Genomic DNA, 18,881 nt, shown 5'->3' on the forward strand with positions numbered 1-18,881 from the left:
ACCCCCATCGACGAGGCCCGGCTCCGCAGCCTCACGCCGGGCGTCCTCGCCATCCTCGTCCGCCGCGGAGCCGACTTCGCGGCGGCCGAGGACGCCGTCCAGGAGGCGCTGGTCGAGGCCGTCCGCGTCTGGCCGGCCGACCCGCCCAGGGACCCCAAGGGCTGGCTGGTCACCGTGGCCTGGCGCCGGTTCCTGGACGCGACGCGGGCGGACACCGCCCGCCGCCGCCGTGAGGACCTCGTCGACCGGGAACCGGACCCCGGGCCCACGCCCGCGGCCGACGACACGCTCCAGCTGTACTTCCTGTGCGCCCACCCGTCACTGACGCCCTCGTCCGCGGTCGCGCTCACGCTGCGCGCCGTGGGCGGGCTGACGACCCGGCAGATCGCCCAGGCGTACCTGGTGCCCGAGGCGACCATGGCGCAGCGCATCAGCCGGGCCAAACGCACCGTCGCCAGCGTGCGGTTCGACCAGCCCGGCGACGTCGCCACCGTGCTGCGCGTCCTGTACCTGGTCTTCAACGAGGGCTACTCCGGCGACGTCGACCTCGCCGCCGAGGCCATCCGCCTCACCCGGCAGCTCGCGGCAGTGATCGACCACCCCGAGGTGGCGGGGCTGCTCGCGCTCATGCTGCTCCACCACGCCCGGCGGGCCGCCCGGACCGCGCCCGACGGCAGCCTGGTCCCGCTCGCCGCACAGGACCGCGGCCGGTGGGACACCGGGGCCATCGCCGAGGGCGTCGGGATCCTGCAGGCGGCACTCGCCCGCGACCGGCTCGGCGAGTTCCAGGCGCAGGCCGCCATCGCGGCACTGCACGCCGACGCACCCGCCGCCGAGGAGACCGACTGGGTGCAGATCGTCGAGTGGTACGACGAGCTGACGCACCTGACCGACAGCCCGGTCGTCCGGCTCAACCGCGCGGTCGCCGTCGGCGAGGCCGACGGACCGCGCGCCGGGCTGGCGGCGCTCGCGGCGCTGGACGACTCACTCCCCCGGTACACCGCGGTGGCGGCCTACCTCCACGAGCGCGACGGCGACCTGACGACGGCGGCACGGCTGTACGCCGAGGCAGCCCGCAAGGCACCCAACCTCGCCGAGCGCGACCATCTGACGCGCCAGGCCGCCCGCCTCAACTCCCGCCGTAGTGGCTGACGGTGTGCGCAAGCAGTAGTCGGTGCTCCGGCCCGGAGACCGGTGCCGGGATGAATCTCGGCCGACATGGGCGCACCCTGGAGGTAGGCCCCGTTTCCGCACGTGCCGAATGGGCCCTCGGGACGGGGCTGTGGCTGCAGGCCGCTGCCCGCGATGGGCCGGTGGCCGATCCATCCACGGGAGCTCGGAGGCCCTCATAGGCCGGGGGCCGGCGTGCCGGCTCGTTCCGGGCGGTATTGATGGTCTCTTCAGTACCTCAGCGTTGCTCTCGCGCCGGGCGTCCGTGGCACCTACCGACATGCACGGAAGGACACGCCATCATGAGGCGCAAGACACTGATCGCCACCGTGGCTGCCGCCGCCGCACTGGCCGGAGCGGCAGGCTCGACGTCGGCCGCCGTCGCGGCCGACCACCCTCAGAGCACGGTCTCCGTGGTCGCCGACGACGGCGGCGGCGATGACGGCGGGGGCGACGACGGTGACGACGGCGGCGACTACGGTGACTGACGGTGGCTCCCGCAGCTGACAGCGCGGACGCCACCCCACGCGCAATGCGTCTTCCCCAGGCCGGCGGTGCCACCCGCTGACCTGTCGAGGTCTCATCGCCATCCGCGGGTCCCCGCCGCTCCATCGCGGCGAGGACCCGTTCGTCACTTCCGGTCCCCGGTCGTGGGGCGGCCGTGGTGGAGTAGGGTCTCCCCACGTCGCCGCCGGACACACCACATCGGGGATCAGCCTGTGACGCCGTACTCCCTGGCGTTCTACATGGACGTCATCACCACCGGCACCGTGCTCGGCGTGGGCCCTACGGATTCCCCCGACCGCGTGACCGAGGTCCTCGGCCCGGACTTCGCCGAGAACGCCTTCCGCTCCCTCAGCATCTGCCGTGACTACGGTCTCGTCGAGTTCTACTGGAACCGCGGTGCGGCCGACCACCCCTGGTCGGGGCACCACTTCAGCCTGCAGGTGCACCGTCTGGCGTTCCGCGATCGCACGCTGGTCAACGCCGAAATGCGCGCCAGATACGGAAGGTTCACTCCCAGGCTCCGCTTCGACAAGCTCCGACGCCTGCTGGACCGGCGTGGCGTCCCCTTGCTGGAGATTCCCGAAATCCCCCCAACCGCCCCGTACTTCCGTACTTTCTGGCAACCCGGCTCCCACGTGGCCGTCTCGGTCATCGGGACCTACGGCACGTACAGCACGCCCGACAATCTGCGGGTCGGCGACGTGTACAAGATCCAGGCGCCGGTCTCCGTCGAGGAAGTGGAGTGGCGGAGGACCCTGAAGAGCTGAGGGATCCCAGCCCGCACGACAACCGGGCGGCCGGCGAGGCCGCCTGGAGTGAGTACCGGGCTCTCACGGCCTGATCTGCGCCGCCACCCACTGCGGTTCATGGCCGCCCACGGGCCGCGCCGCCCCACGGCGGCCGAGGGTCCGACGGCGTCCTCGAGGTGCCGAGGGCCGCCGCCGACCTCGACCTGCACCGGGGGGCCTTGCACATCGCCACCGGCGGCGGCTGGAGTGCGCCGGTGAGCTGACGATCGCCGACCGGCCACTTGGTGGCGTAGACGGCCGTGTAACCGCCGATGAGAGGACGGGCCTCCGTCGTGGAGAAGCCTGCCGCCGCCAGCCAGCGGGTCGCGTCGGCGACGGTGTACTCGGAGCCGCCTTCCGTGTCGATGAGCATGTTCAGCGACACCATGAAGCCGTAGGTGTTGTGCCGTCGGTCGTCGTCGATCATGGCGTCGTAGACGATGAGCGTGCCGCCGACGGGCAGGGCGTCATGGGCCTTGCGGAGCAGGAACTGCCGCTGCTCGGCATTCCAGTCGTGGAGGATCTGCCCCATGACGTAGACGTCGGCCGGGGGAAGGGGGTCGGAGAAGAAGTCGCCGCTGTGGAAGGACAGGCGGTCGGTCAGGCCGTGCGCGGCGGCGAATTCGTCGAAGACCGGGCGTACCGGGGGAAGCTCGAAGACCGTTCCGGTCATCTCGGGGTGGGATCGCAGCACTGCCGCGGGTACGGCCCCCAGAGCGCCGCCGAGGTCGACCACGTGCCGGCGGCCGGTCCAGTCGAAGTCGGCGGCGAGTGCCCCCGCGAGGGGTGTGCTGACACCGTTCATGCCGTTGAGGAAGTTGCGCCACGCGACGGGGTCCTGGCTCAGCGTGGCGAAGAAGGGGGCTCCGGTGTGCGTGACTTCGTTCTGCTGGGTGCCGGTTCGCAGGGCATCGGTGAGGTTGTCCCAGAAGCCGAAGAGGCGGGTGTTCGCCATCTCCAGGATGCCGCCGATGTAGGAGGGCTTGGCCTGGTCCAGGAAGACCTCGGACGCGGGGCTGTTGCGGTAGACGCCGTCGTCGTCACGGTCCAGCAGGCCCAGCGACACGAGGGCGTCGAGGAAGTCCGCGGAGGACCTGGGGTGGAGGCCCACTTCGGCCGCGAGGGACGCGCGATCGCGACCGCCCCGGGCCAGGACGGTGAAAATCTCCAGCTCCACCGCGCTCAGCAGTGTCTTCGAGGCCATGAATCCCAGACCCAGCTGCAGGATCGGCTCGGGGGTGATCGATTCGTCGACGGTCACATGTATCTCCACTCACTCGACAACGGATTCTCAGATTGGTCGCTGGTCGCGGTCTCGCACCGCCGCCCGGGGCGGGACGAACCGCGCCCCGCGTTCACAGCGTCTTGATCTGGCCGCCGTCGATGAGCACCTCGGCCCCGTTGATGTTGCCCGCCACCGGCGAGGCCAGGAAGACGGTGAGGTCGGCGACCTCCTGCGGCTCGGTGATCCGGCCCGAGGTGATGCCCATGCTCTGGGGCACCACGACGTCCAGGGCCTCCTGCGCCGTGGTGCCGGCGGCCGCGGCGGTGGCGTCGGCGAAAGCGCCCGGGGCCGTCCAGAACGGGGTGCGCACCGGGCCGGGCGAGATCGCGTTGACGCGGACGCCCTTCGGCGCGAACTCCTCGGACAGCGACTTGCTCAGGTTGGTCAGCGCGGCCTTGGCGGCCGAGTAGTCCACGACCATCGGGAAGGGCGTGCGGGCGTTGATGGAGCTGATGTTGACGATCGCCGCACCGTCGGCCTCGGCCAGGTGCGGGAGCGCGGCGCGGCTGGCGCGGACGGCGCTGAAGAAGGTCAGGTCGAAGATCCGCTGCCATTCGGCGTCGGTGACCTCGAGGAACCCACTGCGCGGTTCGGCGGCGCCGACGTTGTTGACCAGGATGTCGATCCGCTGGTGGCGCTCCACCGCACGGCGGACCAGGGTCTGCGCCCCCTCCGGTGCCGCCAGGTCGACGGGCACGATCGTGACGTCGTAGGTGGTCGCCAGCGCGTCGAGTTCGGGCGTCGAGTTGCGGCTGCCGGCGACGACGCGGACGCCTTCGCGGGCCATCGCCTCGACGACGGCCAGGCCGATGCCCTTGCTGGCTCCGGTGACGACGGCGACCTTGTTCTTGAGGTGCAGTTCCATGAGGAATCCTTTATGGAGTGATCAATACAGAATTATGGCAAGCGGAAGCCGGGCCCGCACGGCGTGCGTCGGAGCCCGACCGCGGTCAGCCCAGGGCGCGCATCGCCACCGCGAGGGCGTCCTCGACGAAGGACCGCCCGAGACGCGCCCGGCCGACGACCCGCAGGCCCTGGACGAAGGTGGTCAGGAAGCGGGCCAGCTCGACCGGGTCCTTGTCCGGCGCCAGCTCACCCCGCGACCTGGCCCGCTCCAGGGCTCCCGCCAGGGACGACTCGACCTGCCGCATCGCCGCGACGACACGTTCGGCCGCCGGGGGCCGGCCGCCGCACTCGGTGGCGGTGTTGACGACGAGGCACCCCCGCGACGGATCGGTCAGATCCGCCTCGATCATGGCGACGAGGACCTGCCGCACCGCCGACCGGATCTCGGTCGCGTGCTCGAGGATCTTCACGAGGTCGTCCGCCTGGAGGGCGGAGTAACGCTCGAGGGCCCGGAGGTAGAGCTGCTCCTTCGAGCCGAAAGCCGCGTAGAAGCTGCCGCTTCCGATCGACAGCTCGTCGAGGAGGTCCTGCAGGGAGGTCTCGGCGTAGCCGCGACGCCAGAACAGGTCCATCGCCCGGTCGACCGCTTGGTCGACGTCGAACTCCCTGATCCGTCCCATGCCGGGAAGCCTAGCATGATTCTGGATTGCTCAATAAAGTAAGCGTTCCGAGGGAGGCCGCGCCCGCCGCGGTCCTCACCGGGCTCAGAGGGATGCCAGCCAGGCCGCGGTCTCGTCGGGGTGGCCGAAGCGGAGGACGTCCAGCGGTGCGAAGCGGGGATCGCCGGCGCGGCGCTCGATCTCGAGGCGACGGCCCGCGTGCTGGGACCAAGACCACCAGGCAGGATGCTCCCGGCTCAGCCAGCCGGTCAGGGTTTCCCTGTTGCCCCCGAAGATCGCCTCGCGCGTGACGGTGCGCCGCACGGACCGGCGCAGGACGCGCGGCATGATGACGCGCCTGGGGTAGTCCAGCCACACCACGGTGTCGGCCCTCCCCCAGAGCAGGTCACGAACGTCCGGGTAGCCGAGGGAGTCGACCACCCAGCGGGGCCCGGCGGCGAACCCCGCCACGTCCTCGGTGAACGTGCCGTTCACCGCCCAGTCGGGACCGTTGAAGTACAGCGCGTCCATCTCGTGGTACGGCAGGCCCAGTCGACCGCCCACCGCACGGGCGAGCGTGGACTTACCCGCGCCCGTGGCGCCCACCACCAAGATCCGTTCCACGACCGTGCACCCTACCCCGGGCCGCCGCGGTGCGGGCGGTCGCAGATGCTCGTGACGGGTCAGCCGGCCCCGTTCGGGTCGAAGCCGTACCGGCGATCGCGGACGGCCGCCACGACCTTGGCGACCCGGGCGTCGAAGGCGTCGAGTTCTTCCGTCTCGGCCGCGTCGGCGACGAACGCACGTCGGTCACACAGGACGCCTGCCCGCCAGATCCGTTCGATGGCCCGGGTCGCGGTGACGTCGGTCAACGGGTCGCCGGACACGAGCACGAGGTCCGCGCGCCGCCCGGGTGCGACCTGCCCGCGGTCGGCGAGGCTGAACACCCGTGCCGGGGCGGCGGTCGCGGCGTCCAGCGCCTGAGCGGGCGTCATGCCGCAGCGGCCGAGCAGCTCCAGTTCCCGGTGCAGACTTGCCCCGAACACGGTTCCCGGGTTCGGGGCGTCGGTGCCGGCCAGGACCGTGACGCCCGCGTCGACCAGGCGGCCGACGTTCTCCTCGGCACGGGAATAGGGCGGCATCGCCCGCCCGTGCCGCCCAGACGCGCCGGCGGTCAGCCGCCGCGCCTGCGCGTCCCCGAGTGCCGCGGCAAGTCGGGGGTCGCCGGCCACAGCGGCCCCGCCTGGTTCGCCCAGGACGTTCTCGATGGTTGCCAGCGTCGGGCCGACCGCGATTCCGGCCTCGGCGATCCGCTCGGCCAGGGCTCTGTCCAGTTCGCCGTCCACGGGCACGTGCGCGATGACGTCGATGCCCGCGGACACGACCTCGCCCATCCCGGCCACGGAGTGGACGTGCGCGACGACCACGAGTCCGCGACGATGCGCTGCCTCGGTCACCGCGGTGATCGTGGCCAGGTCCAAAGACGGCATCGTCCGCGGACCCGCGGTGCCCGAGGGGCCGAAGACCTTCACGTGGTCCGAGCCTTCGGCGACGCGGTCCGCGACGAACTGCTCGGCCTGCTCCGGGCCGGTCAAGGTCGGGAACGGGGCGTACATCGCGGAGGGATGCCCGCCGGGAGCAGTGGCACCGATCCCCGCGGAACGCACGTCGGCCACGTCCGGCCGAGCGGCGGCCTGTTGCTTGGCCACGGCCATCACGTCGGCCTGGCTGAACATGTCCAGTGCGGTGGTCACACCGAAGGTGAGCCCCTGCGCCAGGGCGCCGGGCACCAGGTGGATGTGCGAGTCGATCAGCCCCGGCAGGAGGGTGCCGCCCTCCGCGTCGATCACCTCGTCGCCGTCCTGGGCGGTGGGACCGGTGGCGCAGTCGGTGATGATGCCGTCGGCGAACCGGACCGACGTCCAGTCCCGCAGCCGGGTGCCGTCGAAGACCCTCGCGTTGACGATCGCCGTTGCTCCGGTCACGGGGCCCCTCCCGAACGGATGTACATGGTGGTCAGGGGCGGGGCAGCCGCCCCTCCCCGATGGCGCCAAGCATCGCACCCGCGCCGGCGGCCCTCGCCATCCGGCTCCGGACATGATCGGCCGGTCAGGTCCTACCCGGTCCGCTCGTCGTAGGTCTGCTGGTGGCGGCGGATCTCCGCGTGCCGCTCGGCCGACCAGGCCGCCAGCTCCAGCACGGTGGACAGCAGGGAGGTGCCGAGCCCGGTCAGGGAGTACTCGACGCGCGGCGGCACCTCGGCGTACGCGGTCCGGTCGACCAGGCCGCTGCGCTGGAGCTGCTTGAGGGTGAGGGTGAGCATCCGCTGGGAGATGCCGGGGATGGCGTGCGCGAGGTCGGAGTAGCGCACGGGTCCGTCGGCGAGGGTGCCGATGATCAGCACGCTCCACTTGTCGCCGACCAGGTCGAGGATCTCGCGGATGAGGTCCGCGTCCCCGTCGCCCCAGTGCGCGCACGGGCCGGGGACGCGCCGCACGCTCGCCCGCACGTTGGTGCGTCCCTGCCGCATCTCGCCGCCGGTGCCCACGTCCGCCACCTCTCCCACGACCACGCACATCAATGTGCCTTTTGTATCGCTTCTCACACTAATGCAGAGTGAGGCTACGAACAGAAAGTGAGTTTCGAGAGGGGCCCACCATGCAGATCGACTTCTGGTCCGACATCGTCTGCCCGTACTGCGGACTGGCGGACAACCGGCTGCGGCTGGCGCTGGAGCGCTTCGAGCACGCCGGAGAGGTGCGGATCGTCCACCGCTCGTTCCAGCTCCACCCCGACCTGCCCCGTGAGGGCATCACGCAACGGCGGCTCCTGGAGAAGCACGGGATCTCCGTGTCCAGGGGCGAGCAGATCTTCGCGCCGATCGAGCGCGCCGCCCGGGACGAGGGGCTGGACCCCTACCGCGCGCTCGAGCGGACGCTGGGGCCGACCGACTACGCGCACGAACTCCTCGCCCTCGCCACCGACCAGGGGCGCGGCGGCGAGGTGTGGACGGCGATGTTCCGAGCCCACTTCGGGCAGGCGCGCGAGCTGTGGACCCGCGAGCAGGTCCTCGACTTCGCCACCGAGGCCGGCCTCGACCGCGCCGAGGCCGCGGAGGCGCTGCGCGACCGGCGCTACCAGGCCCGGGTGGACGCCGACCAACGCGAGGCCGAGCGCCTGGGGGCACGCGGGACGCCGTTCATGATCCTCGACGGCACGTACGCGATCCCCGGCGCGGTCGGCGTCGACGAACTCCTGGCCGCGATGACCAGGGCCTGGGAGGCGGCGCACCCCGAGCCCCGGCCGCTGCGGATCCTCGGCGCAGCGGGCGCGGCCGCCTGCGGCCCCGACGGCTGTGCGGTCCCCCGGCCCCCCACTCCCTGACGACACTGCCTCAGACGACACGGCCCCAGACGACAGGCCCTCACCGGGGCCCGCCCACACCGGCGCGCCGGAACCCGGCCGACGGACCACCACCACACCCGCACACCCGCACCACAGCGAAAGAGTCACCACCATGTCCTACCTGCTGCGCATCGACGCCTCGGCCTCCGGCGACGCCTCCGTCTCCCGCCGGGTCGCCGATTCCTTCACCGCCGCCTGGGCCGGCGACGTCGTCCGCCGCGACCTCGCGCTCGACCCCGTCGGCCACCTGGACGCGACCGGCATCCTGGCCCGTACGACCCCCGCCGACGAGCACACACCCGAGCAGAAGGCCGCCGCCCTGCTCCAGGACGAACTGGTCGAGGAGTTCCTGGGCGCCGACGCCTACCTCTTCGCCGTACCGCTCTACAACTACGCGATGCCGTCGGTCTTCAAGGCGTGGCTGGACCACATCATGATCGTCGGCAGGACGATCGGGCTGCCCGGTCCCGCTCCCACCGCCGGCCGCCCCGCCGTCGTCGTCTCCGCCCGGGGCGGCGGCTACGGTCCCGGTGCGCCCCAGCACGGGAAGGACTTCCTGATCCCCGCGCTGGAGACCATCCTCGGCGATCCGCGGCTGATGGCCCTGGACGTCCGCCCCATCACGCCCGAACTGACGTATGCGCCCACGGTGCCGTCGCTCGCGCACCTGCTCCCGGAGCACCGCGCCTCACTGGAGGATGCGCACGCGCGGGCGCGCCGTCAGGCGATGGAGGTCGCCGCGCTCACCGCCACCCGGTCGGCCGCCTGACCGGCACGAACTCCTTGAGCGCCCCCAGGCCCCTCCTGGGCCTGCCTCGGGCCGGTCGGCGAGGTCGGCGAGGTCGGCGGGGTCGGCGAGGTCGGCGAGTTGGTCGTGCTTCCGGGGCGAGGCGGCCCGGTCAGAGATGCGGCGCGGCGTTCCAGCTGGCCAGGAGCGGCAGGACGCGGGCGGTGGAGGAGTCGGGTTCTGCGGTGTAGACGACGAGGCGCTGGTCGGGCTCGTGGGGCGCGCGGACGATCTCCGGGGCAACGGCGTCATCGTCACCATCGGCTCCTGGATGGCCCGCGTCGGCAGCCCCTACGCGGCGATGTACACCGCGACCAAGGCGGCGGACGAGCAGCTCACCCGGAGCTGGGCCGCGGAGTACGGCCCGCGCGGCGTGCGGGTGAACGCCGTCGCGCCCGGGGCGACCCTCACGCCGGGCAACGAGGCGGCCCGTGCGGAGCTCGACGCGATGACCGCCGCCACCCCGGCAGGCGTGGTGATCAGGCCCGACGACATCGCCAAGGGCGTCCTGTACGTCGCCGGCGACGATGCGGCCATGGTCCACGGCATCACGCTCAACGTGGACGGTGGAATCTCCGCCACCCGCCCGAACTGACCCCTCCGGCGCCCCCGCCGCCTTCCCGGCGGCGGGGGCGCGGAAACCAAAGCCTTCTTACCATCCAGCGATGATAATTAAGAACTTGCCTAATCACTTTAGGCAAACTAGCCTGCCGCCTATGAAGCCGTTGACCGAGCAAGAGATCCGTAGCGCGTTCGTGAACTGCACCAAGGGCGAGGCCAAGCGCCTCTTCGTCCCCCGTGACCTGACCGAGCAGCCCTGGGACGACCTGGACTTCCTCGGCTGGCGGGACCCGCAGGCCCCCGACCGCTCCTACCTCGCCATCGAGTTGGACGGCCGCACGGTGGCCCTCGCCCTGCGCACCTCGGGCCCGGCCTCCTGGCAGGCGCGGCTCAGCATGTGCTCGATGTGCCTGACCACCCACTCCGGGGGCGTCTCACTCATGGTCGCAGCGAAAGCCGGCAAGGCCGGGCAGCAGGGCAACACCGTGGGCGCCTACATGTGCAGCGACCTCGCCTGCCCGCTGTACGTGCGGGGCATGAAGGACGAGGGCGTCGGCGCGCGGCTCCACGAGACGCTCACCCTGGAGGAGAAGATCCGGCGGACCGTCGCGAACCTCGCCGCGTTCATCGCCAAGGTCACCACGTGAACGAGGCAGCGGCACCGGCCGACTGTCGCTGACCTGCGACGACCGGTTACGCTCGCGCAAGATCACGCAGCTCGGGGTGGGGGCACCATGGACAAGAAGCACGCACTGGTCCTGGCAGCGGCGGCAGCACTCGTCGCCGCCGCGCCGGCCACACTGGTGGTGCACCGCCACGTCGAAGCGGCGGAGCGGGCGTCGCTTGAGCGAGCGGCCCAAAAGGTCTTCCAGCACGACGCCGACCTCCCCACCGCGTATGGGCGGAGGGACGAACCGCAAGCGGACGTGATGTGGGACGGAGCCGTCTCCACCGCCCACATCCAGCAGGTCGAGATGGCCGGCGACCGGGCCAAGGTGTGGGTCGACGAGTCCACGAGGCCGTACGCCACCGACCGGTTCGGCAAGACCCACAGGGCCGATGTCCCCTGGGTGAGCTCCCACCTCTTCGTGTTCGAGCCCGCAGGGGACGGCTGGCGCCTCGCCGAGGACCTCACCACGACCGAACGGGACAACGGCTGACATCGCCGGTGGCACCGCCTCCCGGGGCCTGCAGAGTCGACCACCCGGGACGCCGCATGCGTCAGGGACCGATGTCGCCGGGCGGCCGTCGACGACCAACGCCATGGCCATCGCCGCGCCCGCCACCTGTGCCGCGACACGACGCCGGCCCGGTGAGAGCGTCGACCCGGCCGTCGGCCCGTGGTCCACACCGTCCTCCCGGTCTCAAGGGCACTGCGCAAGGACCCGCCCGCACCACCTCGGGGTGGGGAACGCGTGCCGCCGCGCCGGGAAGCTGCTCGGACATGCGATGTGCGCCAGGCCACCGCGCCGCCGCCGTCGGCCGCGACACACCCCACCCGCTCCTCAACCGCCCCTGCACCGATACCCCTTCGCGCACCCTAGGACCCCTAGGCTACAGTGAGGGATCCTAGGAATCAGTGGGGAGGGTCCATGGTGCGAGCCGGACTGACGGCGGAACGGGTGACGGTCGCGGGCGCCGAGCTGGCGGACGAGGTCGGCCTCGACCAGGTGACCATGTCCCAGGTCGCCCGGCGGCTCGGCGTCAGGGACGCCAGCCTCTACACGCACGTCCGCAACCTTGAGGACCTGCGCGGACGGATCGCGCTCCTGGCCGCCGACGAGAAGACCATCCGCATCGCCGAGGCCACCGCGGGCCGGGCCGGCAAGGACGCGCTCATCGCGTTCGCCAACGCCTGGCGCGAGTACGCCCACCAGCACCCCGGCCGCTACACCGCGACGCAGACCCCCCTGCAGATCGACCCCGAACTGGCCGCCAAAGCCCCCGGACCACGGCGCGCCGTCGAGCTGACCTACGGCATGCTCCGCGCCTACGGACTCGCCGAGCCCGACCTCACCGACGCGGTACGCCTGCTGCGCAGCACCTTCCACGGGTTCGTCGCCCTGGAGGCCGCCGGCGGATTCGCCCACCGGCGCTCACCGCAGCAGTCCTGGCTCCGCGCCCTCGACGCCCTGCACCACCTCCTGGAGCACTGGCCCGCGTCCCGAGAAGGAGAAGCAGCCCCATGACGAGCGCCCCCTCCACCGGCAGCCTGCGCGTGAACGGCGCGACCCTGCACTACGAAGTACGCGGCCGGGGCCCCCTCCTGCTCCTGATCCCGGGCGGAACCGGCGGGGCCGCGACCTTCGACGACATCGCCGACGACCTGGCCACCGCGTACACGGTCGCGACCTACGACCCGCGTGGCATGTCCCGCAGCACCCTCGACGACCCCGACGCAGAACAGCAGGTCGCCGAACACGCCGACGACGCGCTCCACCTCCTCGACCTGCTCTCGCCCCACGAACCCGCCCGCGTCTTCGGCGCCAGCTCGGGCGCGATCACCGCCCTCCACCTGCTCACCACCCACCCCGGACGCGTCGCACGCCTCGTGGCGCACGAACCGCCGGTCGTGGACGTCCTCCCCGAAGCCCCCGAGCACCGCGCACTCGTCGCCCGCGTGCAGGACACCTTCCGCACCCAAGGCCTCAAGCCGGCGATGGCCGCGTTCGCCGAGGGCATGAAGAAGGACGACGACACCACCGACCCGGAGCCCGCGATCGAGCTTCCGCCACGAGCGGCGGCGCGGGTCGAGCGGACCATGGGCAACCTGCCCCTCTTCGTCGGCCGCATCGTGCCCGCCTTCATGTCCTACGCCCCCGACACCGGCCGCCTCAAGGCGCTGTCGGACCGGATCGTGCTCGCCGCCGGCCAGGACTCGCGAGGCGAGCTCCCCCACCGCGCGGCGGCCTCCCTGGCCGAGCACCTCGGCACGGAACTCCGGTACTTCCCCGGCAGCCACATCGGCCTGACGACCCACCCCACCGCGTTCGGCGAGCACCTCCGCGAGGCCCTCGGCACCCGGTAGACCCGCGTCCCCGACCCGATTGGGCGCGGTGCGGCTGCGGGGCGGCCGGGGGGGTTGTTCGATGGGCGGCAACGGCCCCCGGCGCGCCCCGTGCGGGGCCGACGGCCGGGCAGGTGGTGCACCGTGGCAGGCAAGGACGCTCCCGCCGACCTCGACTCGGTCGCCGACGAGCTGTACCGGCTGCCGCCCGCGCAGTTCACCGCCGCCCGCAACACGCACGCCCAGGCCGCCAAGAAGGCCGGCGACCGGCCCCTCGCCGACCGGATCGCGGCCCTGCGCAAGCCGACCACCTCGGCCTGGGCCGCCAATCTGCTGGCCCGCGAACGCCGGGACGAGATCGGGCCGCTCCTCCGGCTCGGCGAAGCACTGCGGCAGGCCCACCGCAGCCTGGACGGAGGACGGCTCCGCCGCCTCAACCGGCAACAGCGGGAGCTCGTGCAGGCACTGTCCCGGCAAGCCGCACAACTGGCCGCGGAATCCGGACAGCCCATCACGGGCCAAGCCGTGCAGGAAGTGGAGGAGACCCTGCACGCCGCACTCGCCGACCCCGACGCCGGCGCGGCGTTCGCGGAGGGCCGCCTGACCAAGCCACTGTCGGCGACCGTGGACATCACCGGCCAGGCCACCACCGCCCAGGGCACCACCGCCCAGGGCACCACCGCCCAGGGCACGCACCGCACACCGAAGCCGCCACGGACCGCCGAGGACACCGCGCGGGCCCGCCGCGAGGCCGAGCGACAGCGCCGACGCGAGGATGCCGAGCAGGCCGGACAGCAGGCTCGCCGGGCGGAGCAGGAAGCCGAGGCCCGGGAAAGCGAGGCAGCTGCCGCCAGGCAAGGCCTGCACGCCGCGGACCGGCACCGCGACGAGGCTCAGGCCCGCCTCGACGAACTGCTCGGGCGGGCCAAGGACGCCGAGCAGACCGTACGGGCAGCCCGCGACGGCCAGGGCCAGGCCCGACGACTACTGCGGGAGGCCGACAAGGCCGCCCGCGACGCCCGTCGCCGGGCCCACGAAGCGGCCGCCCACGCCGATCGGCTGACCGCACGCCTCGACGATCCGGACCCCTGACCGGAACACTGGAGGGGCACGCGCAGGCTCCGCGCTCCCAGCCTGACGGCCCGGCGCCCCGCCTCCCTCACATCACGACCGGCCGCCGAACTGCCAGTTGTGGACCTCGATCCCGGCGTACGCGTCGGGGGTCAGAACAGCGCGTGCGGCATCCTCGTCCGGCGCCCGGACCAGTGCCGCCGTCCCGAGCCACGTGCTGCCGTCGTCGGACAGCAGGGGCCCGAACGCGATGAGGTCGTCCCGCAAGGGCGGCACCACGAGGTCGGCTCCCCGGCCCGCGCCGAGGCCGAGCACCAGGTACCGGTTGCCGCCGGTACGGCCACCGGGGAAGTCCCACATGGTGCGCCCCAGCAGGTTGCGCCACCGGCGCAGCAGCACGTCCCGGTACACACCCGACTGGTAGCCGGGCTCGTCGAAGGCGAACGCGCGGGCAGCGGCAGCGTTCGGCAGGTCGACCACGTGCACACTGCCGGTGGGCTCGCCGTCCCCTGCGGTGAGGGTCGGGCCGCGGGCGATCATCTCCTTCTCGTACTGGTCCATGTACGACCAGTGCTGCTCCAGCAGTTCTTGACGCAACGTCAACGCATCGGGCCGGTCACGGTGGTAGCAGAAGAACTCCATCCGCACACTCTCCCCCCGCGCGGGCCCTGGCGCCTGGACCCGGAACGATGAGCGGGGACCACGACGGCTGCGGCAGCGTGGTCACACCGGCCGCGGCACCGTCGACACCGTCGTGGACGTGGCGTGCGCGGCTCAGGAGTTCGCTGACTCCCGGACGTTCACGGCGATGGCCCGCTCGAGGAGGGCGGGGTCGGCGAGCGACATGGGATGGGCCAGGCCGTAGAAGACCGCCGCGCTGGCTTCGGCGATCGTCACGTCCGTGAGCGAGGCCTGTGCGAGCTGAGCCATCGCCCAGCGCTGGCGCTGCACGTCCTCGGGCACCGCGGCCCCCTCGATCGCGTCGCGGAGGGCGGCGTCCGAACCGGCCGAGACCGCCCACAATGCGTCGACGGCCACTTCCTGCAGGGCGAAGAACTCGGTGGCCGGTCCGCCGGGTTCGACGCCACCGCCCAGGTAAGCGGACAGGCAGGAGGCGTGGAGGGCGGCGGACATCATGCCCTGCCCGTAGGTGGCGTTCAGGGAGGCAACCGCGTCGCCGACGCCGACCAGACCGGCGGGGTAGCGCGACAGCCCCGCGAAATCACGGCGCCGGCTGTCCGCCTGGTGGAAGGTCAGGACGTCCCGGGTGACCGCGCCGCCGGTCACCTCCCCGAAGGGATGCGGCAACTTCTCGCACAGCGCCCGGAACTCCTCGATCGACCGGGGAGGCCGGCCCTCCCCGTAGGTGGTGAGCCCCACGAGCCACTGATCGTCTTCGACGGGCTTGGCCAGGGCCACGGCCAGGCCGTCCGGCCCGGGCGGCAGCGTGAACCGGGCGCCCGTGAAGGACGGCTCTGCCCTGTGCCGACCGGTCCGCTCGAAAAGCGCCGTCGCGTAGTGGGCTCCGGTCTGCACCCGCTGCAGCCGGGGCCTGTCGAAGCCCGCCTGCTCGACCCAGTCCGAGGACTTGGAGGCGCGCCCCATCGCGTCCACCACGAAGTCGGCGGGCAGGGCGCCGGCGACACCGCCGACGACGTACCGCACGGCGTCCACCGCACCGTTGTCGCCGTACTCCAGGCCCGTGGCCTGTGCTGCCATGGTCCGCACGTTGGGCAGGGCCAGGACCCGGCTGCGGATGCGCGACTCGAGGAAGGGCCGGGTACAGAAGAGGAACTCGATGTCTCCCGTGCGGAGTTGCTCCCTGCCGTCGACGTACATGGTCATGCGCTGGGGGCCGAGCAGGACGCCGCCCAGTTCCCGCGCCTCCCGCGTGAATCCCGGCAGCCACCGTTCCAGTTGTACGAGCCCGGCGGCCTGCAACCCGTGCACCTGATGGTCGTGGGGCACGCCCGCACGAGGGCGTCCCTCCGCATTCGTCTCGTCCCGCTCGACGATCACAACGGTCCGGGCGTGGTCCGCGAGGACCCGGGCCGCCAGAAGGCCGGCGACACTGCCACCCAACACACACGCTGTGTCGAACAGCATGGGGGGATGCTCGGGCACGTCCGACCTGACGATCCTGTCGTACACGGTCATGGGCGAGACAGCCACACATTCTCCTTGGCCCCCGATGGCGACGCGCACCATCCTTGGGCTTCTCTCAGTGGTCGGCCTGCGCTCGGCCGAACGATCTCTGCGCGAGCTACGGTCGCGACCATCCACCTGGGAACAGACACTCCGTCAAATGGATTGAGGACAGGGCCTTTTGTCTTCGAACTGCGAACGCGCGTCGGAGCGTACGGCAAGCTGCTTGATGCGGCAAGCATATGGGTGACCCGCGCGGGCGGTGGGCCCGCCGGGGTCCCTGACGCACCCCCCGCAGCGGGGTGGCCCGGCGCTTGAGCCGGCGCATCCCGCAACGATGGCAACGCATATGACGGCCCAACCAGCCACACCCACCACCTACTTGACGAGTCAAGCTGACTCATGGTTACTTGACGCCGCAACGACTGCGCGGCCTCGCCGCCCCTTCCCCCTCTCATCACGGCCGGAACTCCCGGCGACCCACGCATGCGGCGACCCCGCATGCGCGATCCCGCGATTTCGCACAGGAGCGAGAATTGGCAACCCCCGAGCAGTACAAGAGCGGTGCACTGTACGTCCGTTCCACCGAGGGACCCGTCAAGTGGGTGGCCGGCGACGAGTACACCATCAAGGTCAGCAGCAAGGAGACCGACGGCCGGCTCGGCTTCGTCGTCGCCACCGTGCCCCCGGGCAACGGACCGATAGCGCATCTCCACGAGCACAACGACGAGGCGTTCTACGTCCTCGAGGGCGAGCTGGAGTTCCTGGACGGCGAGAACACCTTCGTCGCCTCGGCGGGTGACTTCGTCTTCGTTCCGCGTGGCGTGCGGCACCGGTTCAAGAACATCAGCGACCGCGAGGCCAAGATGGCATTCTTCTTCACCCCGGGCGGCCCCGAGAACTTCTTCCTCGACTTCGGGGACGACCCGCTGCCCGGGCACTCGCCGCGCCTGTGGACGCCGGAGGATTTCACTCCGGAAATGATCGCGGTCAACGAGGCCATGGGGAACATCGTCCTCCCCGAATAACGGGTCCGGCCCCGCGGCCGGATGCGACAGCCGTCCGAGGCCACCACGACCCATGCCCCTCCGCCCCACCAGCGGGGACGGGGTCAGACGACCCATGCCGCAGCTGCGACGCAGGGGCATTTGACGCATGCGGCAGCCCCGGCACCACTGCCACAGTGTGCTGGGCAGCGGACGAGGCCTCTGACCTGCACTGACCCCTGCCCTGATCACCCTGCGCATTCCGTGGCACCCGGTGGCACCCGCCGGGTGCCACCGCAGACGGACCCGTATGCCACCGGACCGCCGGCCCACGCGCAGGGCCATGCCCGACACGGGCCGCGTCACCCCCTCCCGGGATGCCAGGCGGCCGCACAAGGAAGAGACAATGGCTCCACTCGTCAACGAACCCATGGCCGATACGCGCGACATGTACATGGCCCATACTGCGCTGCGCCGCGAGTTCAGGCTGCTTCCCGACCTCATCCGGTCCGTCGCGCCGGGCGACACCCGGCGCGCGGAGGTCGTCGGTGCCCACGCGGCGCTGGTGTGCCGGGTCCTGCACACGCACCACGAGGGCGAGGACCTGCTGCTGTGGCCCAAGCTGGCCGAGCGCGCCGGCGTGGATGCGGAGGCCATCGTGCCGACGATGGAGCAGCAGCACCACGCCATCGACGCACTGCACGGCGAGGTGACCGGACTGCTCGGGGGATGGCGTTCCACCGGGCGGGGAGGCGAGGAGCTCGCGGACGCGTTCGAGCGGCTGTTGACCGTGCTCGTCCGGCACATGGCACTGGAGGAGAAGGAGATCCTGCCGCTGGCCGCGAAGTACGTGACCGCGGCGGAATGGCACCAGCTCGGCGAGCACGGGATGGCGAGCACACCGAAGAAGGACCTGCCGCTCGTCTTCGGCATGGCGATGTACGAGGGCGATCCTGAGACCATCAAGGCGGTGCTGGCGACGGCCCCGCTGCCCGTCCGGCTGATCGTCCCCGTCCTGGGACGCCGCCGGTACGCGTCCCACGCCCGGCAGGTCCACGGAACGGTCAGGCCGGCGCGCGTCGGTTCCTGACGCACCCGACGGTTCCCCGGCCGGGACCGGGGCGCCAGGACCGAGGCACGGCCTCGGCCCTGGCGCCGGCCCGGGGGCCATGCACATGCGGGCGGAAGGGTTCGCTCTCCTTGCCGGACCCCTCTCCCGCCGAATACGACGGCACAATCCCGCCCTATTCCGACTCCATTCGGCATGGGATTCGCGCAGGTGAATCAATTGTGACATTTCTCTCAATGTGCATTCCGCGTGCATATCGCCCTGTGTGACAAATGTCCCAATGGCGGGAATTCGTGTTTGCGGATGTCCCCACAATGTCTGCGGGTGTCCCGCACTCCCCGCCGGAAGGGCCGCCGACGGCCCCGGCAGGACCCTACGGTGGCCGCGATGGGGGTTCCCCGAGTGGGCCGCGCGTGACGCGGAAAGCGTCGCCCGGGCCCCGGGGAACCGGGCAACTCCTCACAGTTCGCGAGGACATCGTGATCGAAGCATTCTGCACGGACATCCAACCGCCCGCCGAGAGGGACGAGTACTGGAGGGACGCCGTACGCAGGGCGTTCACCCGCCTGGAGATCCGCACCCAGGGAGCGGCCGA

At 71.8% G+C, this 18,881-nt stretch carries 21 protein-coding genes; 13 read left to right on the top strand and 8 right to left on the bottom strand.

The window, feature by feature from the left end; all coding sequences use genetic code 11:
• The first annotated feature begins 6 nt into the window (after nt 1-6).
• The 3 genes from ACFYYN_RS40370 to ACFYYN_RS40380 all read left to right on the top strand — a co-directional run bounded on the left by ACFYYN_RS40370 (nt 7) and on the right by ACFYYN_RS40380 (nt 2,444).
• Nucleotides 7-1,152 carry an RNA polymerase sigma factor gene (locus tag ACFYYN_RS40370; protein WP_500549793.1) on the top strand — a complete coding sequence of 382 codons (1,146 nt, stop codon included), beginning with the start codon at nt 7-9 and terminating at the stop codon, nt 1,150-1,152.
• Between the two features lie 320 nt (nt 1,153-1,472).
• Nucleotides 1,473-1,658 (top strand): hypothetical protein, encoded by a 186-nt coding sequence (locus ACFYYN_RS40375; RefSeq protein ID WP_500549775.1) that lies wholly within the window; start codon nt 1,473-1,475, stop codon nt 1,656-1,658.
• A 231-nt stretch (nt 1,659-1,889) separates the two neighbouring features.
• Entirely contained in the window at nt 1,890-2,444 is a 555-nt protein-coding gene (locus tag ACFYYN_RS40380) for a hypothetical protein (protein ID WP_500549776.1), read from the top strand.
• A 97-nt stretch (nt 2,445-2,541) separates the two neighbouring features.
• Here ACFYYN_RS40380 and ACFYYN_RS40385 read toward each other — a convergent pair whose 3' ends face one another.
• From ACFYYN_RS40385 to ACFYYN_RS40410, 6 genes are all read right to left on the bottom strand, one after another.
• Nucleotides 2,542-3,726, bottom strand: coding sequence for a methyltransferase (locus ACFYYN_RS40385; RefSeq protein WP_500549777.1), 1,185 nt, complete (start codon nt 3,724-3,726; stop codon nt 2,542-2,544).
• Between the two features lie 94 nt (nt 3,727-3,820).
• Nucleotides 3,821-4,615, bottom strand: a complete 795-nt coding sequence (locus tag ACFYYN_RS40390) for an SDR family NAD(P)-dependent oxidoreductase (protein ID WP_500327158.1) — start codon at nt 4,613-4,615, stop codon at nt 3,821-3,823.
• A gap of 85 nt (nt 4,616-4,700) precedes the next feature.
• The gene (locus tag ACFYYN_RS40395; protein ID WP_500549778.1) at nt 4,701-5,276 is read right to left on the bottom strand and encodes a TetR/AcrR family transcriptional regulator; all 576 of its coding nucleotides are present in this window, start codon (nt 5,274-5,276) and stop codon (nt 4,701-4,703) included.
• A gap of 84 nt (nt 5,277-5,360) precedes the next feature.
• Nucleotides 5,361-5,879 carry a P-loop NTPase family protein gene (locus ACFYYN_RS40400; protein WP_500549779.1) on the bottom strand — a complete coding sequence of 173 codons (519 nt, stop codon included), beginning with the start codon at nt 5,877-5,879 and terminating at the stop codon, nt 5,361-5,363.
• A gap of 59 nt (nt 5,880-5,938) precedes the next feature.
• Nucleotides 5,939-7,240 (bottom strand): amidohydrolase family protein, encoded by a 1,302-nt coding sequence (locus tag ACFYYN_RS40405; protein ID WP_500549780.1) that lies wholly within the window; start codon nt 7,238-7,240, stop codon nt 5,939-5,941.
• A 131-nt stretch (nt 7,241-7,371) separates the two neighbouring features.
• Nucleotides 7,372-7,827: a winged helix-turn-helix transcriptional regulator gene (locus ACFYYN_RS40410; protein ID WP_500549781.1), complete on the bottom strand. Its 456-nt coding sequence runs from the start codon at nt 7,825-7,827 to the stop codon at nt 7,372-7,374.
• A gap of 86 nt (nt 7,828-7,913) precedes the next feature.
• Between ACFYYN_RS40410 and ACFYYN_RS40415 the strand changes: the two genes are divergently transcribed.
• The 8 genes from ACFYYN_RS40415 to ACFYYN_RS40450 all read left to right on the top strand — a co-directional run bounded on the left by ACFYYN_RS40415 (nt 7,914) and on the right by ACFYYN_RS40450 (nt 14,107).
• Nucleotides 7,914-8,639, top strand: coding sequence for a DsbA family oxidoreductase (locus ACFYYN_RS40415; RefSeq protein ID WP_500549782.1), 726 nt, complete (start codon nt 7,914-7,916; stop codon nt 8,637-8,639).
• 133 nt (nt 8,640-8,772) lie between these two features.
• Nucleotides 8,773-9,429: an FMN-dependent NADH-azoreductase gene (locus ACFYYN_RS40420; protein ID WP_500549783.1), complete on the top strand. Its 657-nt coding sequence runs from the start codon at nt 8,773-8,775 to the stop codon at nt 9,427-9,429.
• Between the two features lie 232 nt (nt 9,430-9,661).
• Nucleotides 9,662-10,042 carry an SDR family NAD(P)-dependent oxidoreductase gene (locus ACFYYN_RS40425; RefSeq protein ID WP_500549784.1) on the top strand — a complete coding sequence of 127 codons (381 nt, stop codon included), beginning with the start codon at nt 9,662-9,664 and terminating at the stop codon, nt 10,040-10,042.
• A gap of 121 nt (nt 10,043-10,163) precedes the next feature.
• A complete protein-coding gene (locus ACFYYN_RS40430; protein ID WP_500549785.1) occupies nt 10,164-10,655 on the top strand; it encodes an FBP domain-containing protein in 492 nt (163 codons plus the stop codon).
• Nucleotides 10,656-10,742: 87 nt separating this feature from the next.
• Entirely contained in the window at nt 10,743-11,168 is a 426-nt protein-coding gene (locus ACFYYN_RS40435; protein ID WP_500549786.1) for a hypothetical protein, read from the top strand.
• 432 nt (nt 11,169-11,600) lie between these two features.
• A complete protein-coding gene (locus ACFYYN_RS40440; RefSeq protein ID WP_500327136.1) occupies nt 11,601-12,197 on the top strand; it encodes a TetR/AcrR family transcriptional regulator in 597 nt (198 codons plus the stop codon).
• A complete protein-coding gene (locus ACFYYN_RS40445) occupies nt 12,194-13,036 on the top strand; it encodes an alpha/beta fold hydrolase (RefSeq protein ID WP_500549787.1) in 843 nt (280 codons plus the stop codon). Before ACFYYN_RS40440 ends, ACFYYN_RS40445 begins: the two co-directional genes overlap by 4 nt.
• 123 nt (nt 13,037-13,159) lie before the next feature.
• Nucleotides 13,160-14,107 carry a hypothetical protein gene (locus ACFYYN_RS40450; protein ID WP_500549788.1) on the top strand — a complete coding sequence of 316 codons (948 nt, stop codon included), beginning with the start codon at nt 13,160-13,162 and terminating at the stop codon, nt 14,105-14,107.
• A gap of 72 nt (nt 14,108-14,179) precedes the next feature.
• Here the strand turns inward: ACFYYN_RS40450 and ACFYYN_RS40455 are convergent, their stop codons facing one another.
• Both ACFYYN_RS40455 and ACFYYN_RS40460 read right to left on the bottom strand, forming a co-directional pair.
• On the bottom strand, nt 14,180-14,728 hold the full coding sequence (locus ACFYYN_RS40455) for a YciI family protein (RefSeq protein WP_500549789.1): 549 nt from the start codon (nt 14,726-14,728) through the stop codon (nt 14,180-14,182).
• Nucleotides 14,729-14,860: 132 nt separating this feature from the next.
• The gene (locus tag ACFYYN_RS40460; RefSeq protein ID WP_500549790.1) at nt 14,861-16,294 is read right to left on the bottom strand and encodes an FAD-dependent oxidoreductase; all 1,434 of its coding nucleotides are present in this window, start codon (nt 16,292-16,294) and stop codon (nt 14,861-14,863) included.
• Nucleotides 16,295-16,767: 473 nt separating this feature from the next.
• On the opposite strand from ACFYYN_RS40460, the gene ACFYYN_RS40465 reads away from it, so the two are divergent.
• Both ACFYYN_RS40465 and ACFYYN_RS40470 read left to right on the top strand, forming a co-directional pair.
• On the top strand, nt 16,768-17,259 hold the full coding sequence (locus tag ACFYYN_RS40465; protein ID WP_500327129.1) for a cupin domain-containing protein: 492 nt from the start codon (nt 16,768-16,770) through the stop codon (nt 17,257-17,259).
• A 364-nt stretch (nt 17,260-17,623) separates the two neighbouring features.
• Complete coding sequence (locus ACFYYN_RS40470) at nt 17,624-18,307, top strand: hemerythrin domain-containing protein (RefSeq protein ID WP_500438621.1); 684 nt, start codon at nt 17,624-17,626, stop codon at nt 18,305-18,307.
• The last annotated feature ends 574 nt before the right edge of the window (nt 18,308-18,881 follow it).

Source organism: Streptomyces sp. NPDC001902, assembly GCF_042891295.1.
Taxonomy (GTDB): domain Bacteria; phylum Actinomycetota; class Actinomycetes; order Streptomycetales; family Streptomycetaceae; genus Actinacidiphila.

What these genes read in the sequence shown, in the direction of transcription:
- ACFYYN_RS40415 (WP_500549782.1), top strand. Translation starts at nt 7,914, where the DNA reads ATGCAGATCGACTTCTGGTCCGACATCGTCTGCCCGTACTGCGGACTG.
- ACFYYN_RS40375 (WP_500549775.1), top strand. Translation starts at nt 1,473, where the DNA reads ATGAGGCGCAAGACACTGATCGCCACCGTGGCTGCCGCCGCCGCACTG.
- ACFYYN_RS40470 (WP_500438621.1), top strand. Translation starts at nt 17,624, where the DNA reads ATGGCTCCACTCGTCAACGAACCCATGGCCGATACGCGCGACATGTAC.
- ACFYYN_RS40445 (WP_500549787.1), top strand. Translation starts at nt 12,194, where the DNA reads ATGACGAGCGCCCCCTCCACCGGCAGCCTGCGCGTGAACGGCGCGACC.
- ACFYYN_RS40395 (WP_500549778.1), bottom strand. Translation starts at nt 5,276, where the DNA reads ATGGGACGGATCAGGGAGTTCGACGTCGACCAAGCGGTCGACCGGGCG.
- ACFYYN_RS40435 (WP_500549786.1), top strand. Translation starts at nt 10,743, where the DNA reads ATGGACAAGAAGCACGCACTGGTCCTGGCAGCGGCGGCAGCACTCGTC.
- ACFYYN_RS40460 (WP_500549790.1), bottom strand. Translation starts at nt 16,294, where the DNA reads ATGGTGCGCGTCGCCATCGGGGGCCAAGGAGAATGTGTGGCTGTCTCG.
- ACFYYN_RS40430 (WP_500549785.1), top strand. Translation starts at nt 10,164, where the DNA reads ATGAAGCCGTTGACCGAGCAAGAGATCCGTAGCGCGTTCGTGAACTGC.
- ACFYYN_RS40440 (WP_500327136.1), top strand. Translation starts at nt 11,601, where the DNA reads ATGGTGCGAGCCGGACTGACGGCGGAACGGGTGACGGTCGCGGGCGCC.
- ACFYYN_RS40455 (WP_500549789.1), bottom strand. Translation starts at nt 14,728, where the DNA reads ATGGAGTTCTTCTGCTACCACCGTGACCGGCCCGATGCGTTGACGTTG.
- ACFYYN_RS40390 (WP_500327158.1), bottom strand. Translation starts at nt 4,615, where the DNA reads ATGGAACTGCACCTCAAGAACAAGGTCGCCGTCGTCACCGGAGCCAGC.
- ACFYYN_RS40420 (WP_500549783.1), top strand. Translation starts at nt 8,773, where the DNA reads ATGTCCTACCTGCTGCGCATCGACGCCTCGGCCTCCGGCGACGCCTCC.